This window comes from Rahnella perminowiae (assembly GCF_019049755.1).
GTDB classification, from domain to species: domain Bacteria; phylum Pseudomonadota; class Gammaproteobacteria; order Enterobacterales; family Enterobacteriaceae; genus Rahnella; species Rahnella perminowiae.
The window spans coordinates 1-21,085 of sequence record NZ_JAFMOS010000571.1 but is presented as its reverse complement, the minus strand read 5'-3'; the positions used below and the strand labels follow the sequence as shown (position 1 = coordinate 21,085).

Genomic DNA, 21,085 nt, shown 5'->3' with positions numbered 1-21,085 from the left:
TCCTCCTCCCCAACTCAAATATTTTTCTGAATGCAGGTTCGCCTTGCGTCATTCTGATATGCATCGCATCTACAAAAGGTTGAACGGATGGCTCAAATAAGAAGTAAAGGAGATCATAGTCTTTCGCACTCAATAAATTATATATTTCTGGGTTCTCAGCCTCCAACCGTTCAGAGGTTCGTATTGAGCGCTCAGTCATACCACCAATTAACAACACTCCAGTTAATACAGCTATGGGTTTCGATTTAAATATAGCTGAGATAAAAGAAACTCTTTCTAATACTGCAGCCGTTATCATAGCCATGATTGTATTAGTCCCCATCCTTCCCACAAATGATGTAATTACGCCTCTATATATATTGTCCTGCTCTGTCTCGGTAACGTAGAGGTTAAACTTAGTAAAAATTATCTTAATCACATCTATGATAGGGTCATAATTCAAGATATCGTTTCTTATAGCGCCAGCCATTCTAATTCTAGCTGTTTCACGCCGGAACCGTGAGCCTGTATCAAATACACCATATACCATATACCATATAGCCCATATCAAGCGGCACGGTGAACGCACCGTTTATGAGGCCATTTACTGACTCGGGGGATAGAATAATCCCAGCAATACGCGTGGCTATATCATCAATGTCAGCCATATTAGTCCCTTAGTTGTGATTCATTCCCATTTTAATGGTATTGCATTATACACGTACGCACTAGATTTTTTACTTACAATGGAGATCAGGCAAACTGACATTACTTGTTCTTGATTTTTGTTATTTGAAAGTTTACTTATTGTGTAAAATACACACTTATTAGAATTTCTTTAAACGAAACATATAAAATAAAGGCGGTGACTGCGTTAACCATCACCGCCTTTATGATTAACGCGAAACCCTTATTGCCAGCCGTAGCGGCGCACGAACCAGCCTTTCACGCACTGGGTCAGCACCATGTAGCCTGCCAAAATCGCGATCAGCCACGGGAAGTAGCTCAGCGGCAGCGCCTGCAGTTGCAGGAATCCGGCCACCGGCGAGTAGATCAGCGCGATACCGGTGATCACCACCATCAGCGTCATGATGCACAGCGGCCAGGAGGCGCGGCTCTGAATAAACGGCACTTTGCGGGTGCGGATCATGTGCACGATCAGCGTCTGCGACAGCAGCCCTTCAATGAACCAGCCGGACTGGAACAGGGTTTGCGCTTCAACGGTATTGGCTTTAAACACCCACCACATCAGACTAAACGTCAGGATATCGAACACGGAACTGATCGGCCCGAAGAACACCATAAAGCGACCGATATCTCCGGCGTTCCAGCGCTGCGGTTTCGCCAGTTGCTCCTCATCGACGTTATCAAACGGGATCGCCACCTGAGACACATCGTAAATCAGGTTCTGAATCAGCAGATGCAGCGGCAACATTGGCAGAAACGGCAGGAAGGCGCTGGCGACCAGCACGCTGAACACGTTACCGAAGTTGGAACTGGCGGTCATTTTGATGTATTTCAGCATGTTAGCGAAGGTTCTGCGCCCTTCTGTCACGCCCTGCTCCAGCACCATCAGGCTTTTTTCCAGCAGAATGATATCCGCCGCTTCTTTGGCGATATCCACCGCAGAATCCACCGAAATCCCGATGTCTGCCGCACGTAACGCAGGTGCATCGTTGATGCCGTCGCCCATAAACCCGACCACATGCCCTTCGCCACGCAATACGCGCACAATGCGTTCTTTGTGCATCGGCGTGAGTTTGGCGAACACCGTGGTATCACGGGAAACCCGCAGCAACTGATTGTCATCCATGGCATCAATATCGCTGCCGATCAGCACGTTATCGGCCTGTAATCCCACATCTTTGCAGACTTTACGTGCGACCAGCGGATTGTCACCGGTGAGGATTTTCACCGTCACGCCTTTGCGTTGCAGTGCGTCCAGCGCCGGTGCGGTGCTTTCTTTTGGCGGGTCGAGAAACGCGATGTAACCGGCAAGGATCAGGCTGGATTCATCGGTCACGCCATAACCCTGCGTGCGCGATGGCATCACTTTATGCGCCACCGCCACCACGCGCAGGCCCTGCTGATTGAGATCGTCGGTAATGCGGCGGATACGCGCCAGCAACACATCGGTCAGCGGCACAATCTCACCGTTGAGCTGCACCAGCGTACAAATCGACAGCATTTCTTCCAGCGCGCCTTTGCAGATCAGGCGGTGATTCTGGTCGTTTTCGGCGACCACCACAGACATGCGACGGCGGTCGAAATCAAACGGAATTTCATCAATTTTCAGGGAGTTATGCCCCGTACCTGCATCGCCCGCCTCCAGCACGGCGACATCCAGCAGATTTTTCAGGCCGGTCTGGTAATGGCTGTTCAGCCATGCCAGATGCAGCACGTCGTCGCTGGTTTCACCGAGCACGTCGGTGTGGCGCTCAAGCACGATTTTATCCTGCGTCAGCGTGCCGGTTTTATCGGTGCAGAGGATGTCCATTGCGCCGAAGTTCTGGATGGCGTCCAGACGTTTGACGATCACTTTCTGGCGTGACAGTTTTACCGCGCCTTTCGCCAGCGTTGACGTGACAATCATCGGCAGCATTTCCGGCGTCAGCCCGACCGCCACCGAGAGCGCAAACAGCGCCGCTTCCCACCAGTCGCCTTTGGTGTAGCCGTTGATCACCAGCACCACCGGCGTCATTACCATCATAAAGCGGATCAGCAGCCAGCTGACTTTGCTGATCCCGGCCTGGAACGCGTTTGGCTGCGTGTCTTCCTGCACCACACGTTCGGCAAGCTGCCCGAACCAGGTTTTGCTGCCGGTGGCAATCACCATCGCAATCGCCGTGCCACTCACCACGTTGGTGCCCATAAAACACAGGGTGTTAAGTTCAAGCGGATCAGCCGCAATCGGTTTTTTCTCGCAGGCGTGTTTTTCCACCGGCAGGGATTCACCGGTCAGTGCCGCCTGGCTGATAAACAAATCTTTGGCAGACAGAATGCGCAGGTCAGCCGGGATCATATCCCCCGCAGAAAGCTTGATCAGATCCCCCGGTACCAGCTGGCTGATCGGGATTTCCACCGTTTCGCTGCGTCCGGTTTGCGCGTCACTGCGCAGCACGGTCGCGGTATTGCTGACCATCGCTTTCAGTGCATCAGCGGCTTTATTGGAACGCGCTTCCTGAATGAAATGCATGAAAGTGGAAATAAACACCATCGCGCCAATCACCAGCGCTGCCGTTAAATCGTCGGTGGCGTAAGATACCAGGCCGAGCACGGTCAGCAGCAGGTTGAACGGATTGCGGTAGCAGTGCCACAAATGCCGCCACCACGGCGCCGGTTGCTGATCGCCGGTCTGATTCAGACCGGAAACTTCTCGGATCGCGTCGGCTTCGTGCGCCGTCAGCCCTTCCGGATGACTGGCAAATTGCAGATACAACTGATCTTCAGTGGCACGGGCACAGGCCTGACAATGCGCCGACATCGCAGCAGGGATCGCCTGCGCTGCCCGGGCAGATACGTTTTCCAGCATCGGATCGCGGCGGACTAAGCGGCGCGGTAAATTACGGCTGAGCGCACTGAGCAGCCGGGAAGTGAAATTTTTGAACATCATTCGCACCTTTGTTGCGCCCACGGCGAAGCCGCCATGAGCATGGCAAAAGGGTTATTAAAAACAGGGCGAACGAAAAGACGTGCGCCACTGCCTGCCAGGTAAAGTCACGGCAAGCAGCAGCAAAAATGCGGGTGCTTACCGGATCACAACGGACCTACTGAATTGGGGTCGGGTTCCATGGGTTTTCACCTCCGGTAAGGAACGGTTTGGAAATTCATACGCAACGGGTATAAAAATCCGTTAGGGTAACGACACGGGATGACGCGCACTTCATCTCCGGCGAGCGCAGTATACGCCGGTTAACTACAACCAAATTTAAACCTGACCCTCATTCACCTTAAAACATGACCCAGCAAAATCGCCTGACCATTAATGATATTGCCCGCCTGAGCGGTGTCGGAAAATCCACGGTTTCCCGCGTTTTAAATAACGAAGGCAACGTCAGCCCGCAAACCCGGGAACGGGTGTTGCAGGTGATCGAACAACAGCATTTCAGCCCGTCGAAATCGGCGCGGGCGATGCGCGGGTTCAGCGATAAAATTGTGGCGATCATCGTGTCGCGTCTTGATTCCCCTTCGGAAAATCTGGCAGTACGCGCCATGTTGCCGCTGTTTTATCAGCAAGGGTATGACCCGATTGTGCTGGAAAGCCAGTTCAGTGCAGAGCGCGTTAAAGAGCATTTGCAGGTGCTGAAACAGCGCAATATCGACGGCATTGTGCTGTTTGGTTTCACCGGACTTTCAGCCCAAATGCTGACGCCGTGGCAGGACAAAATGGTGGTGCTGGCGCGCGATATGCCGGGGTTGTCTTCGGTGTGTTATGACGATGCGGGCGCGGTACAGTTGCTGATGCAAAAACTGCTGGCACAGAATATCCGCGAGATTGGCTTTATCGGTGTTTCGCCGCAAGACACCACTACCGGCCAGCGCCGCAGTGCGGCCTTTCGGGCTTTCTGTAAAGAGCACGGCCTGACACCACACATTGCGCTGGGTGAACTGACCTATCAGAGCGGCTTCGACCTGATCCCGCAGTTGCTGAAAAATGACATTCAGGCGGTGGTGTGTGCGTCCGACACTATCGCTATCGGCGCCCAAAAATACCTGCAACAACAGCAAATACGTGGCGTGCAGGTGTGCGGTATTGGCAACAACCCGCTGCTGCATTTCCTGTTTCCTGAATCGTATTCGGTGGAACTCGGCTATGGGGCGGGCGGCGAAGCGGCGGCAAAACAATTACTGGCGCAGCTCAGCGGTTCCGCAAGCGTGAGGCAACTGATTATTCCCGGAAAACTCGCTTTCTGATCTGCCGCTGTACAGAAACTTTGTGATCGTCCCGGCAAAACCGGGAACGTTCCCGGACAAGTTCCCGCCGCCTTCGCTATGCTTGAACCGTACCCTACACTCACGCTACATCACAGGCCACTTCCCATGAGCAAAGTTAAGCAACAGGATGTTGATCAGTTGATCGCCCTTGTCGGCGGCAGCGACAATATCGCGATGGTGACTCACTGTATTACGCGTCTTCGTTTTGTCCTCAATGACCCGTCTAAAGCCGACCCGAAAGGCCTCGAAGCCCTGCCAATGGTCAAAGGCTGCTTTACCAATGCCGGACAGTTCCAGGTGGTGATCGGGCCGGAAGTGGACGATTACTACAAAGTGCTGCTCGCCAGCACCGGTAAAAGTCAGGCGGGCAAAGAGCAGGCAAAAATCGCCGCCCGCCAGAATATGAGCTGGTTTGAACGCAGCATTTCGCACTTTGCGGAAATCTTCTTCCCGCTGCTCCCGGCGCTGATCAGCGGCGGTTTAATTCTCGGTTTCCGCAACGTTATCGGTGAAATCCCGATGAGCGGCGGCCAGACGCTGGCGCAGATGCACCCGCTGTGGCAGTCGATTTACGATTTCCTGTGGCTGCTTGGCGAAGCGGTGTTTATGTTCCTGCCGGTGGCGGTTTGCTGGTCAACGGTCAGAAAAATGGGCGGCACCGAAATCCTCGGCATTGTGCTGGGTATCACGCTGGTGTCGCCGCAACTGATGAATTCTTACAACCTCGGTCAGCAAATTCCCGAGGTGTGGAATTTCGGCTGGTTCACCATCGAAAAGGTCGGTTATCAGGCGCAGGTTATTCCTTCCGTGCTCGCCGGTATGGCGCTGGCGATGATCGAAAATGGCCTGAAACGCATCGTGCCTAATTATCTGTATCTGGTGATTGTGCCGGTCAGTTCGCTGCTGATTGCGGTCTTTCTGGCGCACACGCTGATCGGGCCGTTTGGTCGCATGGTGGGCGACGGCGTGGCCTTCGCGGTGAAATTCATCATGACCGGCAGCCTCGCGCCAATCGGTGCCGCATTGTTTGGTTTCCTTTACGCGCCGCTGGTCATTACCGGTGTGCATCAGACCACCCTCGCCATTGACATGCAGATGGTGCAAAGCACCGGCGGAACACCGGTGTGGCCGCTGATCGCGCTCTCCAACATTGCGCAGGCCTCCGCCGTGGTCGGGGTGATTATCGTCAGTCGTAAACACAACGAACGTGAGATTTCCGTCCCTGCCGCCATCTCCGCCTTCCTCGGCGTAACCGAACCGGCCATGTACGGGATTAACCTGAAATACCGCTTCCCGATGCTGTGCGCGATGATTGGCTCCGCCTGTGCCGGTCTGATTTGCGGCCTGTTCCACGTCACGGCCAACGGCATCGGCGTCGGCGGTTTGCCGGGCATTTTGTCCATCAAACCGCAGTTCTGGAGTATTTACGCGCTGGCCATGCTGGTGGCGATTGTGGTGCCGGTTATTCTGACCGTGCTGGTTTATCAGCGAAAAGCCCGTCGGGGTGAGCTGGCAGTGGTGTAAGTCATTCAAGAAGGAAAATGGAATGAACAGCGAATTGCCGTGGTGGAAAAACGGCGTGATTTACCAGATTTACCCAAAGAGTTTCCAGGACACCACGGGCAGCGGCACCGGTGATATCAACGGCATTACACAGCGTCTGGATTATCTGAAAACGCTGGGCGTTGATGCCCTGTGGCTGACACCGATGTATCTGTCACCCCAGATTGATAATGGTTACGACGTCGCCGACTATTGTGAGATTGACCCGGCTTACGGCACGCTGGAGGATTTCGAGCGGCTGACTGCACAGGCGCATCAGCGCGGGATCCGCATCGTGATGGATATGGTGTTTAATCACACCTCGACGCATCACGAATGGTTCCGGCAGTCGCAGGATCCGGGCAGCCCGTTCCGGCCTTTTTATATCTGGCGTGACGGTGCAGCCGAAGGCGGGCCGCCGAATAACTGGCGCTCCAAATTCGGTGGCGGTGCCTGGCAGTGGCATGAAACCAGCGGTCAGTATTATCTGCATCTGTTCGCGGCCGAGCAGGCGGATCTCAACTGGGAGTATCCGCCTGTTCGCGAGGCGCTCAAAAAAGTCTGCCAGTTCTGGGCAGATAAGGGCGTCGACGGGCTGCGGCTGGATGTTATCAATCTGGTGTCGAAACAGCAGGATTTCCCGTCCGATGACGCAGGCGATGGGCGGCGTTTTTACACCGACGGACCACGTATTCATGCATTCTTACAGGAGTTCAGCCGTGACGTATTTCAGCCACTCGGGCTGATGACGGTCGGCGAAATGTCTTCAACGAAGCTGGAACATTGCCGCCGCTACGCTGCCAATGACGGCAGTGAACTGTCGATGACCTTTAACTTCCATCATCTGAAAGTAGATTACCCGAACGGCGAAAAATGGACTGATGCGCCGCCTGATTTCGTACACCTCAAGCAGATTTTTCGCGAGTGGCAGCAAGGAATGCACGGGCACGCATGGAATGCGTTGTTCTGGTGTAATCACGATCAGCCGCGCATTGTGTCGCGTTTTGGTGATGAAGGCGCGCTGCGCAACACCTCGGCAAAAATGCTGGCGATGGTATTGCACGGCTTACAAGGCACGCCGTACATCTATCAGGGGGAGGAAATCGGCATGACCAATCCCGGCTTTAAACATCTTGAGCAATATCGCGATGTGGAAAGCCTGAATATGTTTGCTGAGCTGAAAACGGACGGACGCAATACTGAAGAATTGCTGCGCATCCTGGCACGGAAATCGCGGGATAACTCACGTACACCGATGCAGTGGACTGCCGGCGAACAGGCGGGATTTACCACCGGCACACCGTGGATTTCCGTCAGCCATAACGCGCAGAGTATTAATGCTGAGCAGGCACTGGCGGATAACGATTCCGTGTTTTATCTGTATCAGCAACTGATCCGATTGCGTAAATCACTGCCGGTGCTGACGGACGGCGATTATGAGGATTTACTGCCTGAACATCCGCAACTCTGGTGTTATACCCGCACGGCGAACGGAAAAACCCTGAGTGTGATGGCGAACCTGAGCGCACAGGAGCAGACGCTTGCGTTACCGGTATTTTGCGGCGAACAGGTGTTAAGTAATTACGCCACACCGGCGGTTTGCGGCGTACTTCGTCCCTACGAATGTCGCTGGCAACTCGCCGGATAATCTGAAATTTCTGTTCTGCCGGGTCAGTCACATTCGTGTCTGGCCCGTTTATTTTTAATGCATCTCCTTATAAAACAATCCGCAAAATTCAGGCCAGAACTGACAGTTGGTCATCAATTCCTCCGCCAAAAAAATTCTTTGTTTCAGGTCAATAAAACGAGAATTATCACTCGCATGAATGCTACATATAGTGTGTATAGTACACACCCAACCCAATATATAGCGGTTTTCCGCAAATACCCCACAACCGGCCTGTAAGCCTTGTGGGGCGCGGGTTCCGCCCAATAGGAGTGTCATTGTGAAGGCAGACAGACTGGAAACCCTACCCGCAAAACCGACTACAATGCAGCCCATCGTGATTAAGCGGGATGGTTGTCAGGTCCCTTTCGATGAAGTTCTGATCAAACAAGCAGTGCAACGCGCTGCTGCTGCTGCCGGTATCGACAGCGTGGATTATTGCGCGCAGGTTGCCCGCGTGGTGGCGGAAAGTCTGCAAGATCAGGCTCGTGTAGATATCCATGAAATTCAGGATGCGGTAGAAAACCAGCTGATGGCGGGGCCATACAAAAAACTGGCACGTGCCTATATTGAATACCGCCATGACCGCGACGTGAAACGCGAAATGCGCGGACGTCTGAATCAGGAAATCCGTGGTCTGGTTGAGCAAAGCAATATGGCGCTGCTCAACGAAAACGCCAACAAAGACAGCAAAGTCATCCCGACGCAGCGCGATTTACTCGCCGGGATCGTGGCAAAGCATTACGCCAAACAACATATTTTACCGCGTGACGTGGTACTGGCGCATGAGCGCGGCGAAATTCATTATCACGATCTCGATTATTCGCCGTTCTTCCCGATGTTTAACTGCATGCTCATCGACCTGAAAGGCATGCTGAATCATGGTTTCAAAATGGGCAATGCAGAAATTGACACGCCAAAGTCAATTTCAACGGCAACCGCCGTCACCGCGCAGATTATTGCACAGGTCGCCAGCCACATTTACGGCGGCACCACCATTAACCGCATCGACGAAGTGCTGGCACCGTTCGTCACCGCCAGCTTCAACAAACATCGTCAGACCGCCGAAGAGTGGCAGATTGCCGATGTTGAAGCGTTCGCTCATAACCGCACGGAGAAAGAGTGCTATGACGCCTTTCAGTCGCTGGAATATGAAGTTAATACGCTGCATACCGCCAACGGCCAGACGCCGTTTGTCACCTTCGGTTTCGGACTGGGTACCTCCTGGGAATCCCGTCTGATCCAGCAGTCTATTTTGCGTAACCGCATTGCCGGACTGGGCAAAAACCGCAAAACCGCCGTGTTCCCGAAACTGGTGTTCGCCATCCGTGACGGCCTTAATCATAAAGCTGGTGACGCCAGTTACGACATCAAGCAACTGGCACTGGAATGCGCCAGCAAACGCATGTACCCGGACATTCTCAATTACGATCAGGTGGTAAAAGTCACCGGTTCCTTCAAAACGCCGATGGGCTGCCGCAGTTTCCTGGGCATTTACGAAGAAAACGGCGAGATGATCCACGAAGGCCGCAACAATATCGGCGTGATCAGCCTGAACCTGCCGCGCATTGCGCTGGAAGCCAAACGCGATGAAGCCGCGTTCTGGAAACTGCTCGACGAGCGTTTGTTGCTGGCGAAAAAAGCGCTGATGACCCGCATTGCGCGTCTGGAAGGCATCAAGGCCCGCGTGGCACCCATCCTGTATATGGAAGGGGCGTGCGGCGTGCGCCTGAAAGCCGACGACGACATTTCCGGCATCTTCAAAAATGGCCGTGCGTCAATTTCACTGGGCTATATCGGGGTGCATGAAACCATCAATGCCCTGTTCGGTGACCAGACCCATGTGTTCGACGCCAGCCAGTTGCGCGAAAAAGCCGTGGCGATTGTTGCCCGTCTGAAAGCGGCAACGGAAAGCTGGAAAGACGAAACAGGCTACGGCTTCAGTCTCTACAGCACACCGAGCGAAAACCTGTGCGATCGTTTCTGCCGTCTGGACAAAGCTGAATTCGGCCTGGTGGCCGGTGTCACCGATAAAGGGTATTACACCAACAGCTTCCATCTTGACGTCGAGAAGAAAGTGAATCCGTATGAAAAACTCGATTTCGAAGCACCGTATCCGCCACTGAGCAACGGCGGTTTCATCTGCTATGGCGAATACCCGAACCTGCAGCACAACCTGAAAGCGCTGGAAGACGTGTGGGATTACAGCTATACCCGCGTGCCGTATTACGGCACCAACACGCCGATCGATGAGTGCTACGACTGCGGCTATACCGGCGAATTCGAATGCACCAGCAAAGGTTTCACCTGCCCGAAATGCGGCAATCACGAACCTTCCCGCGTGTCAGTCACCCGCCGCGTGTGCGGTTATCTCGGCAGCCCCGACGCCCGTCCGTTTAACGCCGGTAAGCAGGAAGAAGTGAAGCGCCGGATTAAACATCTGGGTAACGGTCAGTTGGGTTAACACGTTGAATTTTCATCAGTACTATCCGATAGATGTCGTGAACGGTCCGGGAACGCGCTGCGTGCTGTTCGTGTCCGGCTGTGTCCATGAATGCCGCGGGTGCTATAACAAAAGTACCTGGCGGCTGGATTCCGGCAAGCCGTTTACGCAGGCAGACGAAGACCGCATCATTACCGATCTGCAAAATACGGTGATCCCGCGTCAGGGTCTCACCCTTTCCGGCGGTGACCCGCTGCATCCGCAAAATCTCTCTGCAGTGCGCCAGTTGTTGTTGCGCGTACAGGCGGAGTGTCCGGACAAAGATGTGTGGATGTGGACGGGCTATACGCGGTGTGAACTGACCGCTGAACAACAGGACGTTGTGGCGCTGATTAATGTACTGGTCGACGGGAAATTTGTGCAGGAACTCAAAGACCCGTCATTTATCTGGCGCGGCAGCAGCAATCAGGTGATTCATTATCTGAGGTGATTATTAAGGCACTGCTTTTCGGCGGTGCCTTCTCTTTTTGTCGCATCATTTTATTCCTTAAGCTTCATCGCCCTCCCCTCTCCTTTTGTCATCTCCCGATCGAAGTATTTGCCAGACGACAGATGAAAAAAAGTGCGCCTCATAGGAGACGCACTTCAGGGCTAATGGAGATTACTGTTTTATTACTTACGCGTTCTTCGTACCCCGCTGGTTGATTGGGGTATTACTCTCAGACCATTCAGTTTCCTGATAAGTATGCTCAGAAGCCATAACATGTTCAGGCATCAGTGATTGCCAGTTAGCAGCACCGTCTGGCAGTTGTACATCCTTACGGACTGGCTGGCCTTCATAATCCGTCCCGTTATTTTTATTGCCGTCACGCGGTGGATCATTTGGCGTGATGTTATTACTGTTAGACCCCGGGCTCAGTACAACAGGATCTGGCGTGGTGACAGTCCATTTCTTACCATTATACTCGCTTGGATCGGCCTTTTTAACGTCTGGCGTACTTTCAGTTGCCGGCGTTTTGGTCGATGTATCACGTGCTTTAGTGGAGCCGCTTTTTGGCAGACCCTCGAACTGCGATCCGTTTTTACCCGGACCCGATTTCGGTGGTTCAATCCAGGTCGTGTTGCCGGTTGCAGACCCTGGCGTTAAGACAACACGATCAGGCGTTTTAACTTCCCACTTCTTGCCATTGTATTCGCTTGGACGTGGTTTTGGCGTATCAGTGTCATCCGCAGGTTTCGGCTGTGGCGTTTTGTCGTCAGCATCCGGTTTCGGCTGTGGCGTAATATCGTCAGCATCCGGTTTCGGCTGTGGCGTATTATCGTCAGCATCCGGTTTCGGCTGTGGCGTATTATCGTCAGCATCCGGTTTCGGCTGTGGCGTAATATCGTCAGCATCCGGTTTCACTGGCGTAGTGTCATCACCCGTTTTCTGCGTCTCACTTTCATCCGGTTTCGGAGTCGGCGTTGGTTCCGGCGTTGGTTCCGGCGTTGGTTCCGGTGTTGGTTCCGGTGTTGGTTCCGGTTTCGGCTGTGGCGTCGGTTCCGGTGTCGGCTCCGGCGTTGGTTCCGGTTTCGGCTGTGGCGTCGGCTCCGGTGTTGGTTCCGGTTTCGGCTGTGGCGTCGGCTCCGGTTTCGGTGTCGGACGCGGAGTAACGCCATCAGTGGTATCAGCTGGCTTCGGTTTCACCGTATTCGGCGTATCCACATCATAGCTACCCGTCTTACTCGGACTCCAGCTAACGGTGGCAGCAATATCACTGCCCCATTCTTTCTCGTCTTTGACGACGTCAGAGATTTTCGTACCGTCAGTGTTGAGGTTGCCATTAATCTGGGCAGCCTTCGTATCACCCACATCGATCGTTGAATGCTGATTTTCCTGATAGTGGATCTCATCCGTGGTTTGCGCGTATATATTAACGCTCGGCCCCGTCTTCGTCATACCGCCGCCGCCGCCGCCATACGCACCATCTTGTTCAGTAGTATCAACAAGATCCTGCGCATTAATATTACCTGCAACATTGACTGTGCCGGTATGGTCATCAGAGATCAACTGACCGCCGGTCATATTCATATCACCACCGGTTTCCACCTTCAGCTCACCTGAAGTATGGATACCTGACTGTTTATTCGTCGTCGCGCTGTCAAGGAAATCAGACCCCCCGCCGGCATTCACAGATGCAGTAGGAATAGGGATGGTTCCCGTCTGTGATGTGAACGCAGCCCCGATAGAAGCACCTGCATGCCAGCTTGAAGAATCATTGTCGACAGTATCCTGAACGGAAACAATGTTCATATTCCCTGCGGCTTTCACATCAGCAGTTTTTGCCGTGACATCCGCACCGATCAAATTAACGTCTTTGCCACTGGTAATGGAAATATTGTCTGCCGCAATCGTTGTGTTGGTGTAACTCTTAGAACTGTTGTTCGTATGATTATTGCCGCCAGAGGCATCCAGTGAAACCCCGGCACCTGCAGAATCATAGTCAACCGCTGCACCGGCAGTGATGCCAATGCTGAAGTTCATGCCATCTTCGGTATAAGAGGTGGTTTGTTCAGCAGCGCGCATGTTGACATCGCCACCCGCATCAATCGCCACATCCTTGGCTTTCATATCAACCCCATTGAGCGTGGTATCGCCTTTGGTTTTGATATTGACTTTACCGGCATCAATATGCGTAATATTTTCACTGGTCGAACTTGCTGAACCAGACGATTTACTATAATCAACACCCCATGTGGTATTGAGTGAAGCATAATCATTGAAGATTAAGTTGGTTACATCACCCGCCACCTGAGCACTTGTGGTTAAGGCATCAAAACCCACGTCCGGATCATTGATTGCATTGGCGATCATATTGGCATTTTTATCCGCGACATCCAGGAAGACACTGGACGTCGTTGATGTTACCCCCACAGAAAGCGCTTCATGACTGAACGTTTCCTCGTGAGTATCAACATATTTGGTGGTCTTAAGTTCATCCGCCGTAATGTTTAACTCATCAGCGACTTTAAAATCCCCCCCCCCAATATCAACAGTTTTCGCCTCAATATTCAGATCGTCGCCGAAATTGAAAGAAGCATTCTGGTTTGTCTTGGTATCAGACGTCGACTCATCTGTGGATGAACGGAAGCCCACGAAGACTTCTGTTGCCGGAGCGACCGCAGATTTACCTGGGTTTTTCGCCCCACCATTATCTGAACCATAATCAAATTCATACTCGCCCTGTGACGTACTGCCACTGCCGCCATCACGCGCGCTATATTCACCTGACGCGGAATAACCCACTGCATTAGCATTCCCGGTGAGCGTAAACTCACGAGCTTCAACCACAGATTCTGTATGTTCATAATCCTGTGTTGCTTGTATATCAACCTCGCCCGCCGCAGTGATGTTGCCTGAAGTACCGGAATATTCCCCGCCTTTCATCACAACATCTTCGGCAGAGTCGATATTTAATTTACCACCGGCAGTCACTTTGCTTTCAATAGCGGTTGCCGTCGTGGTTTCAGTTTCAGTATGGGTAAAGTTAAAGGCGTTCTTTTTATCCAAATCATTCGTGTATTCAGCCGATATTTCATGCATCTCATTGAAGGTAATATCGCCTTCAGTGGACGTCATATTAATATCATTGCCTGCTTCAATGGTGGCCGCATTAGACGTGATATCTTTGGCTTTCATATTAATGTCGCCGCCCGCAGAAATGGCGTCATCATAAGTATGAACCTGCTGCTTACCTTCTTCATCACGACCCACGCTGGCGGTAATTTCAATGCTGCCATTTTCAGCAGACATACTAATATCATCGCCCGCTTTAATATAAGCACCATCGTTGTTAATAGACCCGTCAGTTGTGGTCAGATCAACATCATTACCGGCAGAAATACCGCCACTGGCTCCGTTACTCGTATTATTAATGTCCCCTTCTGAAGTAATGTTGACATCATTACCTGCGGAAATGATGGCATTATTATTATTCACCTGGGTTGCATCAATATTGACGTCACCTTCAGCATGAATAACCGCAGAACCGGAGGATTCTTTGGCACCGGTAGACATTGCGTCAAGGGTAGCGTTAGACAGATAGACAAAGGGTACTAATACTTGTTCACCATCAATGGTTTGGTTTACAAACCAAACGATATCTTTATCCAGCTTACCGCGCTGTTCTTCGGTCAGTGGTTCACCCACGACCAGACCGAGATCTTCCGTATGGGTAGTCGATTGTGGTGTATCTCCCCCCTCCGGGTTAAGCGTTTGACCTGACAGAATATCAGACGTTTCATTTTCTACCTGGACACCATTGTTGACCACATAGTTGGCGTTATCCATTAACATCTGAACCATGTCAACGCCATCGACACCATCACGCACCGCGAAATAGGAGCCAACAGAATCATTAACCTGGCGACGGATCAGTTCCGAGATGTAATAGTTATCACCAATAACATATACCGGCTCATCAGGTACATAACCGACCTGTTCAAAGAAATAATCAGAACCATAGTATTGGCTCTGGTCGATCATATCAAAACGCGTTTCGAAGACAGGCGTAACAGTATTTGATGGACCATCCTTGAGTGAAGGTTCACCGGTATTACGCTGGTTCCATTCTGGTGAATAAGGGAACATCGCCGGCATTTTACTCATCGCATCAATGGTGCTCATTGGCGAAATACCGGCGCGATATTCTTCAATATCTTTAAGGTTAATCAGAACCTCGGTGCTGCCACCAATCGGGGTGATTTCCTGATCCCCAACTTTTTCGACATTCACAGAATCCGACGTACCCGTTTCAATCGTAAAATCACCGATACCGTTATTCAGTTCCCCACCGTTATGGGTGAAAGTCCCCAACGTGACAATGCTGCCCTTATCATTAGGCAGGAAGTAAAATCCTTTTTCCTTCAGTGCTTCATCATCAGACTGAGTAATATTGTCCCAGTCCCCTCTTAACGTATTCAGATCTTTGGTAATCCAGCTCTCACCAAACATCATGGTCATCACAGTGTTAAGCTGCGGAGATGCGGTAGATTTGCTACCGCCACCCGCAGCCTTACGTAATGCCTTCAGGAAATCATCCTTATCCAGCGATTCACCGCCACCCTTTGAGCTTGGTTTACCGTCGCCAAATATCCAATCCATGAAAATATAAACTGAGTCAAATGTTGCATAACCTTCACCATCAGCAACGAGTTTCCAATAATATTCGATCTCTATCGGCTGTGCTAAAGGTTCAGTGATATATTCATACAGTGATGCTTCTGTATATTTAGGTTTATTGGTCAGATTACCCGTAATGGTCATATCGCCGACCGACTGGATCATACCGCCTTCGTTGAGTACCTCTAAAGGATTCTCAGCCGTATTTTCAAAAATACCGCGCTGATTGATGTCGATCTTACCGCCCGATGAAATCTCCGCTTTGGTTGTTACCGCAAGATCAGAGGATAATACCGGCAGATAAGTTTCTACTCTCCAGGAAACATAGGTTGCAGCTTTTACATAATCCTCAATAAAGCCTTCCCCCTCCTGAAGGGCACCTGTTTGCCAGCCACCGCCGCTGTATTCACTGAGGTTGCTCAGGCTTTGGGCATCCAGCGCCATATCACCTTCTGAGCGAATAATACCCGCATCATTGATGATATCGTGGGCGATAATACTCATATCGCCCACGCTCAGGACGTTACCGTATTTTTGATTGTGGAATGTACCTTCCCGTGCATCAATATTAACATCACCGAACGCCCAGATAAGGCTGCTCATGCCAGCAACAGGGTTGCCTTCACTATCCGTACCTGGCGCATTATAAGCATTGGTAATATTCTTACCTTTCAGCGTAATATCCTGGTTACTGACAATCGCAAAATAGTTAGTAATATCTTTCCCGGCGTCCAGAATAATATTACCCATACTTTCAAGGGAATCACGAACCTCAATATTCCCGTCAGAATGAATAGATAATTCCTGCGTGGTCAGAAGATCCCCCGCCGCCTCATTGAACACAAAATCTTTCTGCATATCCAGAGATAATTTATCATTACCTCGGACAGTACCATCCTGATTCACAAAATCATTTTTAATTCTAAGATCAGCGGTGCTGAAGCCTTCAATGTTACCCGAGGTATTATTCAGATCATTAACGTCTACAAGAACATTTGTCGCATTAATTTCGCTGTTATTCACCAAAGTATTTGCATGAATATCAATATTTCCGTCAGAAACCAGATTGGCATTAAATACGGTCGGGTTATCGTATTCATCAATGCCAGAGGACGATAAGTTTTCAAGTATATTCGTGATATTGAGAACAATATCACCATAACTTTGAATATTACCGGCCAGGTTCGTGAGATTAGCGGCATTGATAGTCAACGCATCTTCTGACTGGATGAGCGCCGCGTTATTGATCAGCGTACCAATGGAATTGAGCACTAATTCCAGACCCGCAGACAGGGTTGCGCTCTCGGTATTGGATAAGCTGGTGATATTCGCCATCGTCAGATTATCAAGCGCAGCAATCAGGGAAGATTCACCTGAGTTCAGCAACGTGAGCACATTCTCAATGGACAGATTGCTATTGGACTGGATAGTCCCCGCATTCTCCAGACTTTCTGCATTCGAGATATTCAGCGCAGTTTCACTGATTATCTGACCCGAAGCATCATTATGAATATTTTTTACAGTATCAATATTCATCACATCTTGTGAAATGAGAGAAGAACCCTCTGTATTTTCCAAAGAAGTGACAGAATTGATCAACAATGCCGCAGAGGCCTGAATGGTTGACACCGCAGTATTGAGTAAATTTTCAACATGGTTGATGTCCAGAATGCCACCGGAACTTATCAGACCATTCACGTTACTCACATCAGAGACGTTGCTTATAGTGACATCGCCATCAGACTGAAGAGACGATTTATTGTTATTCAGGGTATTAACATCAGTGATCTGAAGGTTACTGCTACCTTCAATAACGGAGTCTTGGGTGTTGTCGATATTTTGAACATGGCTTAATAATACAGAGTCAGCCTTAATCAGAGAATCATCATTAAAGATGTTATTAATGTTGGTAAGCTCAATAGCATTATTGGCAATGAGCGTCCCGTTCGCCGTGTTACTGATGGTATCAATATCACTTAAGCGAATATTACCGCCCTGTATCCAACCCGCCTCATTGAATACAGAAAGTTCATGATCAGTCAGGTTACTGTGAATTAACAGGTCCTGTTCGGCAATGATTTCTGCCGCTTCGCCACTATTTTTCAATTCTTTCGTTAACGCAAGATCAGCCACTGTACCTGCAGTGACTTGGCCGCTGTTATGCATTGAATCAGAATTGATATGCAGGGAACCACTGGTATCTATACTGCCATCATTGACAAAAATGGCACTTTTATCAGCCTGATTTTTCTGATTGATGGTGATATTTTTCGCAGCCATGCTGCCGTTGTTATTGGCTGTCGTACCATTAACATTAAGCTGAATATCGCCGTCAGTTGAACTCATCTTACCGCTGTTGATGAATGAGTCAGTTGTCGCATCAATGGTATTCTGCGCATACAAACCACCGGTATTTTCTAATGAGCCGGTATTAATCAACTGACTGTCAGTAAAGATAATCCCTTTATTTTTAAATGCGCGGGTATTGATGGTCAGTTTACCCGATGCGTTGATCATACCGTTGTTTTCGACCAACTCATCAATGTTTAATACCAATGCGCCTTTCTGAGCAACGATGCCCCCGTTATTATTTTTGGCAGATTTGGCATTGATGACAACATCACCACTATTACTCACAACCTGGGCATTGGAGGCAACGCTGGCCTCGATGACCTGGCCATTTCGGCGTACCACATAGTCGCCATTTTCCAGAGAAACCACCGCCCCTGGTATAGTCTGGCCGGACTGATCAACCGCATACAGCGAGCCGACGATCTGGTATTCATTCGCAACGTTGATCTGGATTGATGGCACGTTGACAGAGGCATTCTGACCATTTTTTGCCATTAATGTGGCGGCATTTTGCAGCATTGAACTGGCATCAATAATGATCCGGCCCTGCTGCGAGATAGCATCAGCACCAATATCTACATGGCCCAGCGCATTGATCATCAGATCCCATTGGCTGTCGATGCCACCTTGCCCCGCTGAGTTTTTCTGTATGCTGACATTATTACCGGCAAGCGCGACGCTACCCTGATCGCTTTTCACCCCGGATAACCGCAGATCACCGTTCGCCGAAATTTCGATGCTCTGATTGCCAATGATACTGCCCTCGTGACGTACACCTGCGCCACTTTCGGTACTGATCAGTTGGATACGGCCACCATACATTGAGCCTAATGCACTGCCGTCAATGGAAACTTCGGGACGGTCGCTGGCATTGGCATCACGGACAGTATGCGTACGGGTCTGAATGTCATAGTCATTCAGACCTGTTACCATTTTAATATCAGCCTGGCCGGCAATTTCACCTTCCAGTACGGCTGAACGGCTGATGATATCAAAGTAACCCAACCCTTCGGTTGAAATCCCTTGCCCCTCAATATTGATCGTCCCTTTCTCGACGCTCAGTTGGATGCGGCCATCAGCCTGCGGATTAATTTTACCCGTCGTTAAGGTCAGGTTATTGGCATTAACCGTTGATACACCATTAACGGAAATACCATTTTGGTTAGCAATAATGACATCGGCTTTTTTACCAAAAACTTCCATCGCACCATTGATCTGAGTTCCCTTTGTCCCGGTCACTTCAGAAATAATGGCATTTGCCTCATTATTCAACTGATCATTCTTAATAACAAAACCGCCGATCTTACTGGCACCATCGGTCGTGCTATTGTTAAAAATGACACCTTCCTGATTAACGTTAAATTCAGTAAATTTATTATGAGAAATACCGCTTGCATTGGGATCAACAATGTTAATAACGGGTGTGCCATTAGCACTTTGATTCATCGTGGGCGCGCTATGGTCACGACTATCAGGAATAATTGCCCCGGCATCGGCAAAGCTTGAAAAAATACCAGCCATTGCCAGGTATAGTGGCTTCAATTTTATCACTCTTTTTGAGTGACCTTTTTTACTATGATTATTCATAACATCCTCTGTTTTCATAGGTAATTATTGGTGTTTTTCATTAAAACGAAACTGACGCATTATAATAAATTGCTTCTTCTGACATTCCGGTATGTCTTAATGAGGTTGGTTCTGTTAGTGGGCGGCTGTACGTTAATGCACTATTGAAATGAGTGGCATTAAATTTCAAACCTATTGCCGCGCCGGTCATGTATTCTGCATGGCACAAGGAGATATCTTGGGAGCAATTATCTTTTACCGCAGCCAAATCATAACCGATGAAGGGTGAAATCTGATTGATGCCGTATTTGAAGATACTGATTGGGAATTTGAAAGTATTGGAAATATAGGCAGCACTGTTTACAGACATATAGCTATCTTTATATCCACGAACGGTATATTCATCGCCTACGCTCATATTTTCGTCGCTGACCAAAATATCATCTGTATACTGGAAACCAGAACCCAGTTCATACTCAACGCCAACACGCCCGGCCTGATACAGATTCTTTGACCAACTGAGCAAACCGTTGTATTTCACGGCATCGATGTCGAACCCCGTTAAATCAGGGTCGTTTTTCCAGGCAGCACCAAACCATGGCACACCAAAGGTCGTACTCAAATCAGCGTAAAGTGATCCATCAAACATCGTGCCGACCCGGGTTAACCCCAATGTCACATTCGAGAAACGCTTACTGCTCACATCAATTTGTGAGCCTTCGATGCGGTTGTTACTGTCATTAGTTTCTACTTTGGCATAAGCACTGGTTTTACCCTGTGCATTACGGAAAAGCATCCGGCTGACTTTCAGCGACAAACGATCGGATGAACCGTCGGAACCGTAACCACCGAAATCTCCCCCAATGGTTTTGTCATAACTTGAATGATAATACTGTGTATCAAATGCCCAATATCCCAACGGGATGCTGTAGTTCAGAGACCAGGACTTCTGATTATCATTATTATTATTCAGATCATTGAATGAAGTATAATAGTTAAGTACATCATTAAAGCCGACCAGATTATTCGCACTGAGGCTGGCAAAATATTGACTCCAGCCATCTCTTTCTGTGCCTGAGTTATTGGTCCCCAGGCTACCTGAAAACATCTGAACATCGCTGTTCTGTAAATCCAAGGTGGAATAGCCATTTTTATCTGACGGGACAATAATGAGTTTGCTGCCCCCGGAGACGCGCAGGAGGTTATCCAGCCCCTGGTCTACGTCAGACATATTCAGCACGTCATTTTTGGCAAACGGGATTGCACTGAACAGACGGGTCGATTGGCGAAAATTTGGGTTTTTCCCCTCAACGCTAAAACCATCAATTTTTCCCCACAACACTTTAAGTGTCAGAACGCCGCTTTTCAGGCTACTTTCCTGAATAGTCACGGTGGTGGTTGTGTAGCCTTTACCCACATAAAAATTAGTCAGGTCTTTAAC

Annotated in this window: 8 protein-coding genes and 1 pseudogene; 5 read left to right on the top strand and 4 right to left on the bottom strand. The window is 50.0% G+C overall.

Going from position 1 to position 21,085, the window contains the following annotated elements; genetic code table 11:
- Both J1785_RS15545 and mgtA read right to left on the bottom strand, forming a co-directional pair.
- Positions 1-647: pseudogene (locus J1785_RS15545) on the bottom strand (hypothetical protein); the annotation flags it as partial.
- Positions 648-889: 242 nt separating this feature from the next.
- Positions 890-3,592 carry a magnesium-translocating P-type ATPase gene (gene mgtA, locus J1785_RS15540; protein WP_217219785.1) on the bottom strand — a complete coding sequence of 901 codons (2,703 nt, stop codon included), beginning with the start codon at positions 3,590-3,592 and terminating at the stop codon, positions 890-892.
- A 344-nt stretch (positions 3,593-3,936) separates the two neighbouring features.
- Here mgtA and treR point away from each other — a divergent pair, with 344 nt between their 5' ends.
- The 5 genes from treR to nrdG all read left to right on the top strand — a co-directional run bounded on the left by treR (position 3,937) and on the right by nrdG (position 11,055).
- Positions 3,937-4,893 (top strand): trehalose operon repressor TreR, encoded by a 957-nt coding sequence (gene treR / locus J1785_RS15535; RefSeq protein ID WP_014333742.1) that lies wholly within the window; start codon positions 3,937-3,939, stop codon positions 4,891-4,893.
- 126 nt (positions 4,894-5,019) lie between these two features.
- The gene (treB, locus tag J1785_RS15530; protein ID WP_217219784.1) at positions 5,020-6,438 is read left to right on the top strand and encodes a PTS trehalose transporter subunit IIBC; all 1,419 of its coding nucleotides are present in this window, start codon (positions 5,020-5,022) and stop codon (positions 6,436-6,438) included.
- A 22-nt stretch (positions 6,439-6,460) separates the two neighbouring features.
- Entirely contained in the window at positions 6,461-8,104 is a 1,644-nt protein-coding gene (gene treC, locus J1785_RS15525) for an alpha,alpha-phosphotrehalase (protein ID WP_217138260.1), read from the top strand.
- A gap of 343 nt (positions 8,105-8,447) precedes the next feature.
- Complete coding sequence (gene nrdD, locus J1785_RS15520) at positions 8,448-10,586, top strand: anaerobic ribonucleoside-triphosphate reductase (protein WP_217219786.1); 2,139 nt, start codon at positions 8,448-8,450, stop codon at positions 10,584-10,586.
- Positions 10,587-10,590: 4 nt separating this feature from the next.
- Entirely contained in the window at positions 10,591-11,055 is a 465-nt protein-coding gene (gene nrdG / locus J1785_RS15515) for an anaerobic ribonucleoside-triphosphate reductase-activating protein (RefSeq protein ID WP_217219783.1), read from the top strand.
- Between the two features lie 186 nt (positions 11,056-11,241).
- Here nrdG and J1785_RS15510 read toward each other — a convergent pair whose 3' ends face one another.
- Together J1785_RS15510 and J1785_RS15505 are read right to left on the bottom strand one after the other, a co-directional pair.
- The gene (locus tag J1785_RS15510) at positions 11,242-19,620 is read right to left on the bottom strand and encodes a two-partner secretion domain-containing protein (protein WP_217219781.1); all 8,379 of its coding nucleotides are present in this window, start codon (positions 19,618-19,620) and stop codon (positions 11,242-11,244) included.
- 85 nt (positions 19,621-19,705) lie between these two features.
- Positions 19,706-21,085 (bottom strand): ShlB/FhaC/HecB family hemolysin secretion/activation protein (locus tag J1785_RS15505; protein ID WP_217219779.1); only part of this gene is annotated, 1,380 nt, incomplete at its 5' end.

Coding starts and splice junctions, on each gene's coding strand:
- treB (WP_217219784.1), top strand. CDS start 5,020: ATGAGCAAAGTTAAGCAACAGGATGTTGATCAGTTGATCGCCCTTGTC.
- mgtA (WP_217219785.1), bottom strand. CDS start 3,592: ATGATGTTCAAAAATTTCACTTCCCGGCTGCTCAGTGCGCTCAGCCGT.
- treC (WP_217138260.1), top strand. CDS start 6,461: ATGAACAGCGAATTGCCGTGGTGGAAAAACGGCGTGATTTACCAGATT.
- treR (WP_014333742.1), top strand. CDS start 3,937: ATGACCCAGCAAAATCGCCTGACCATTAATGATATTGCCCGCCTGAGC.
- nrdD (WP_217219786.1), top strand. CDS start 8,448: ATGCAGCCCATCGTGATTAAGCGGGATGGTTGTCAGGTCCCTTTCGAT.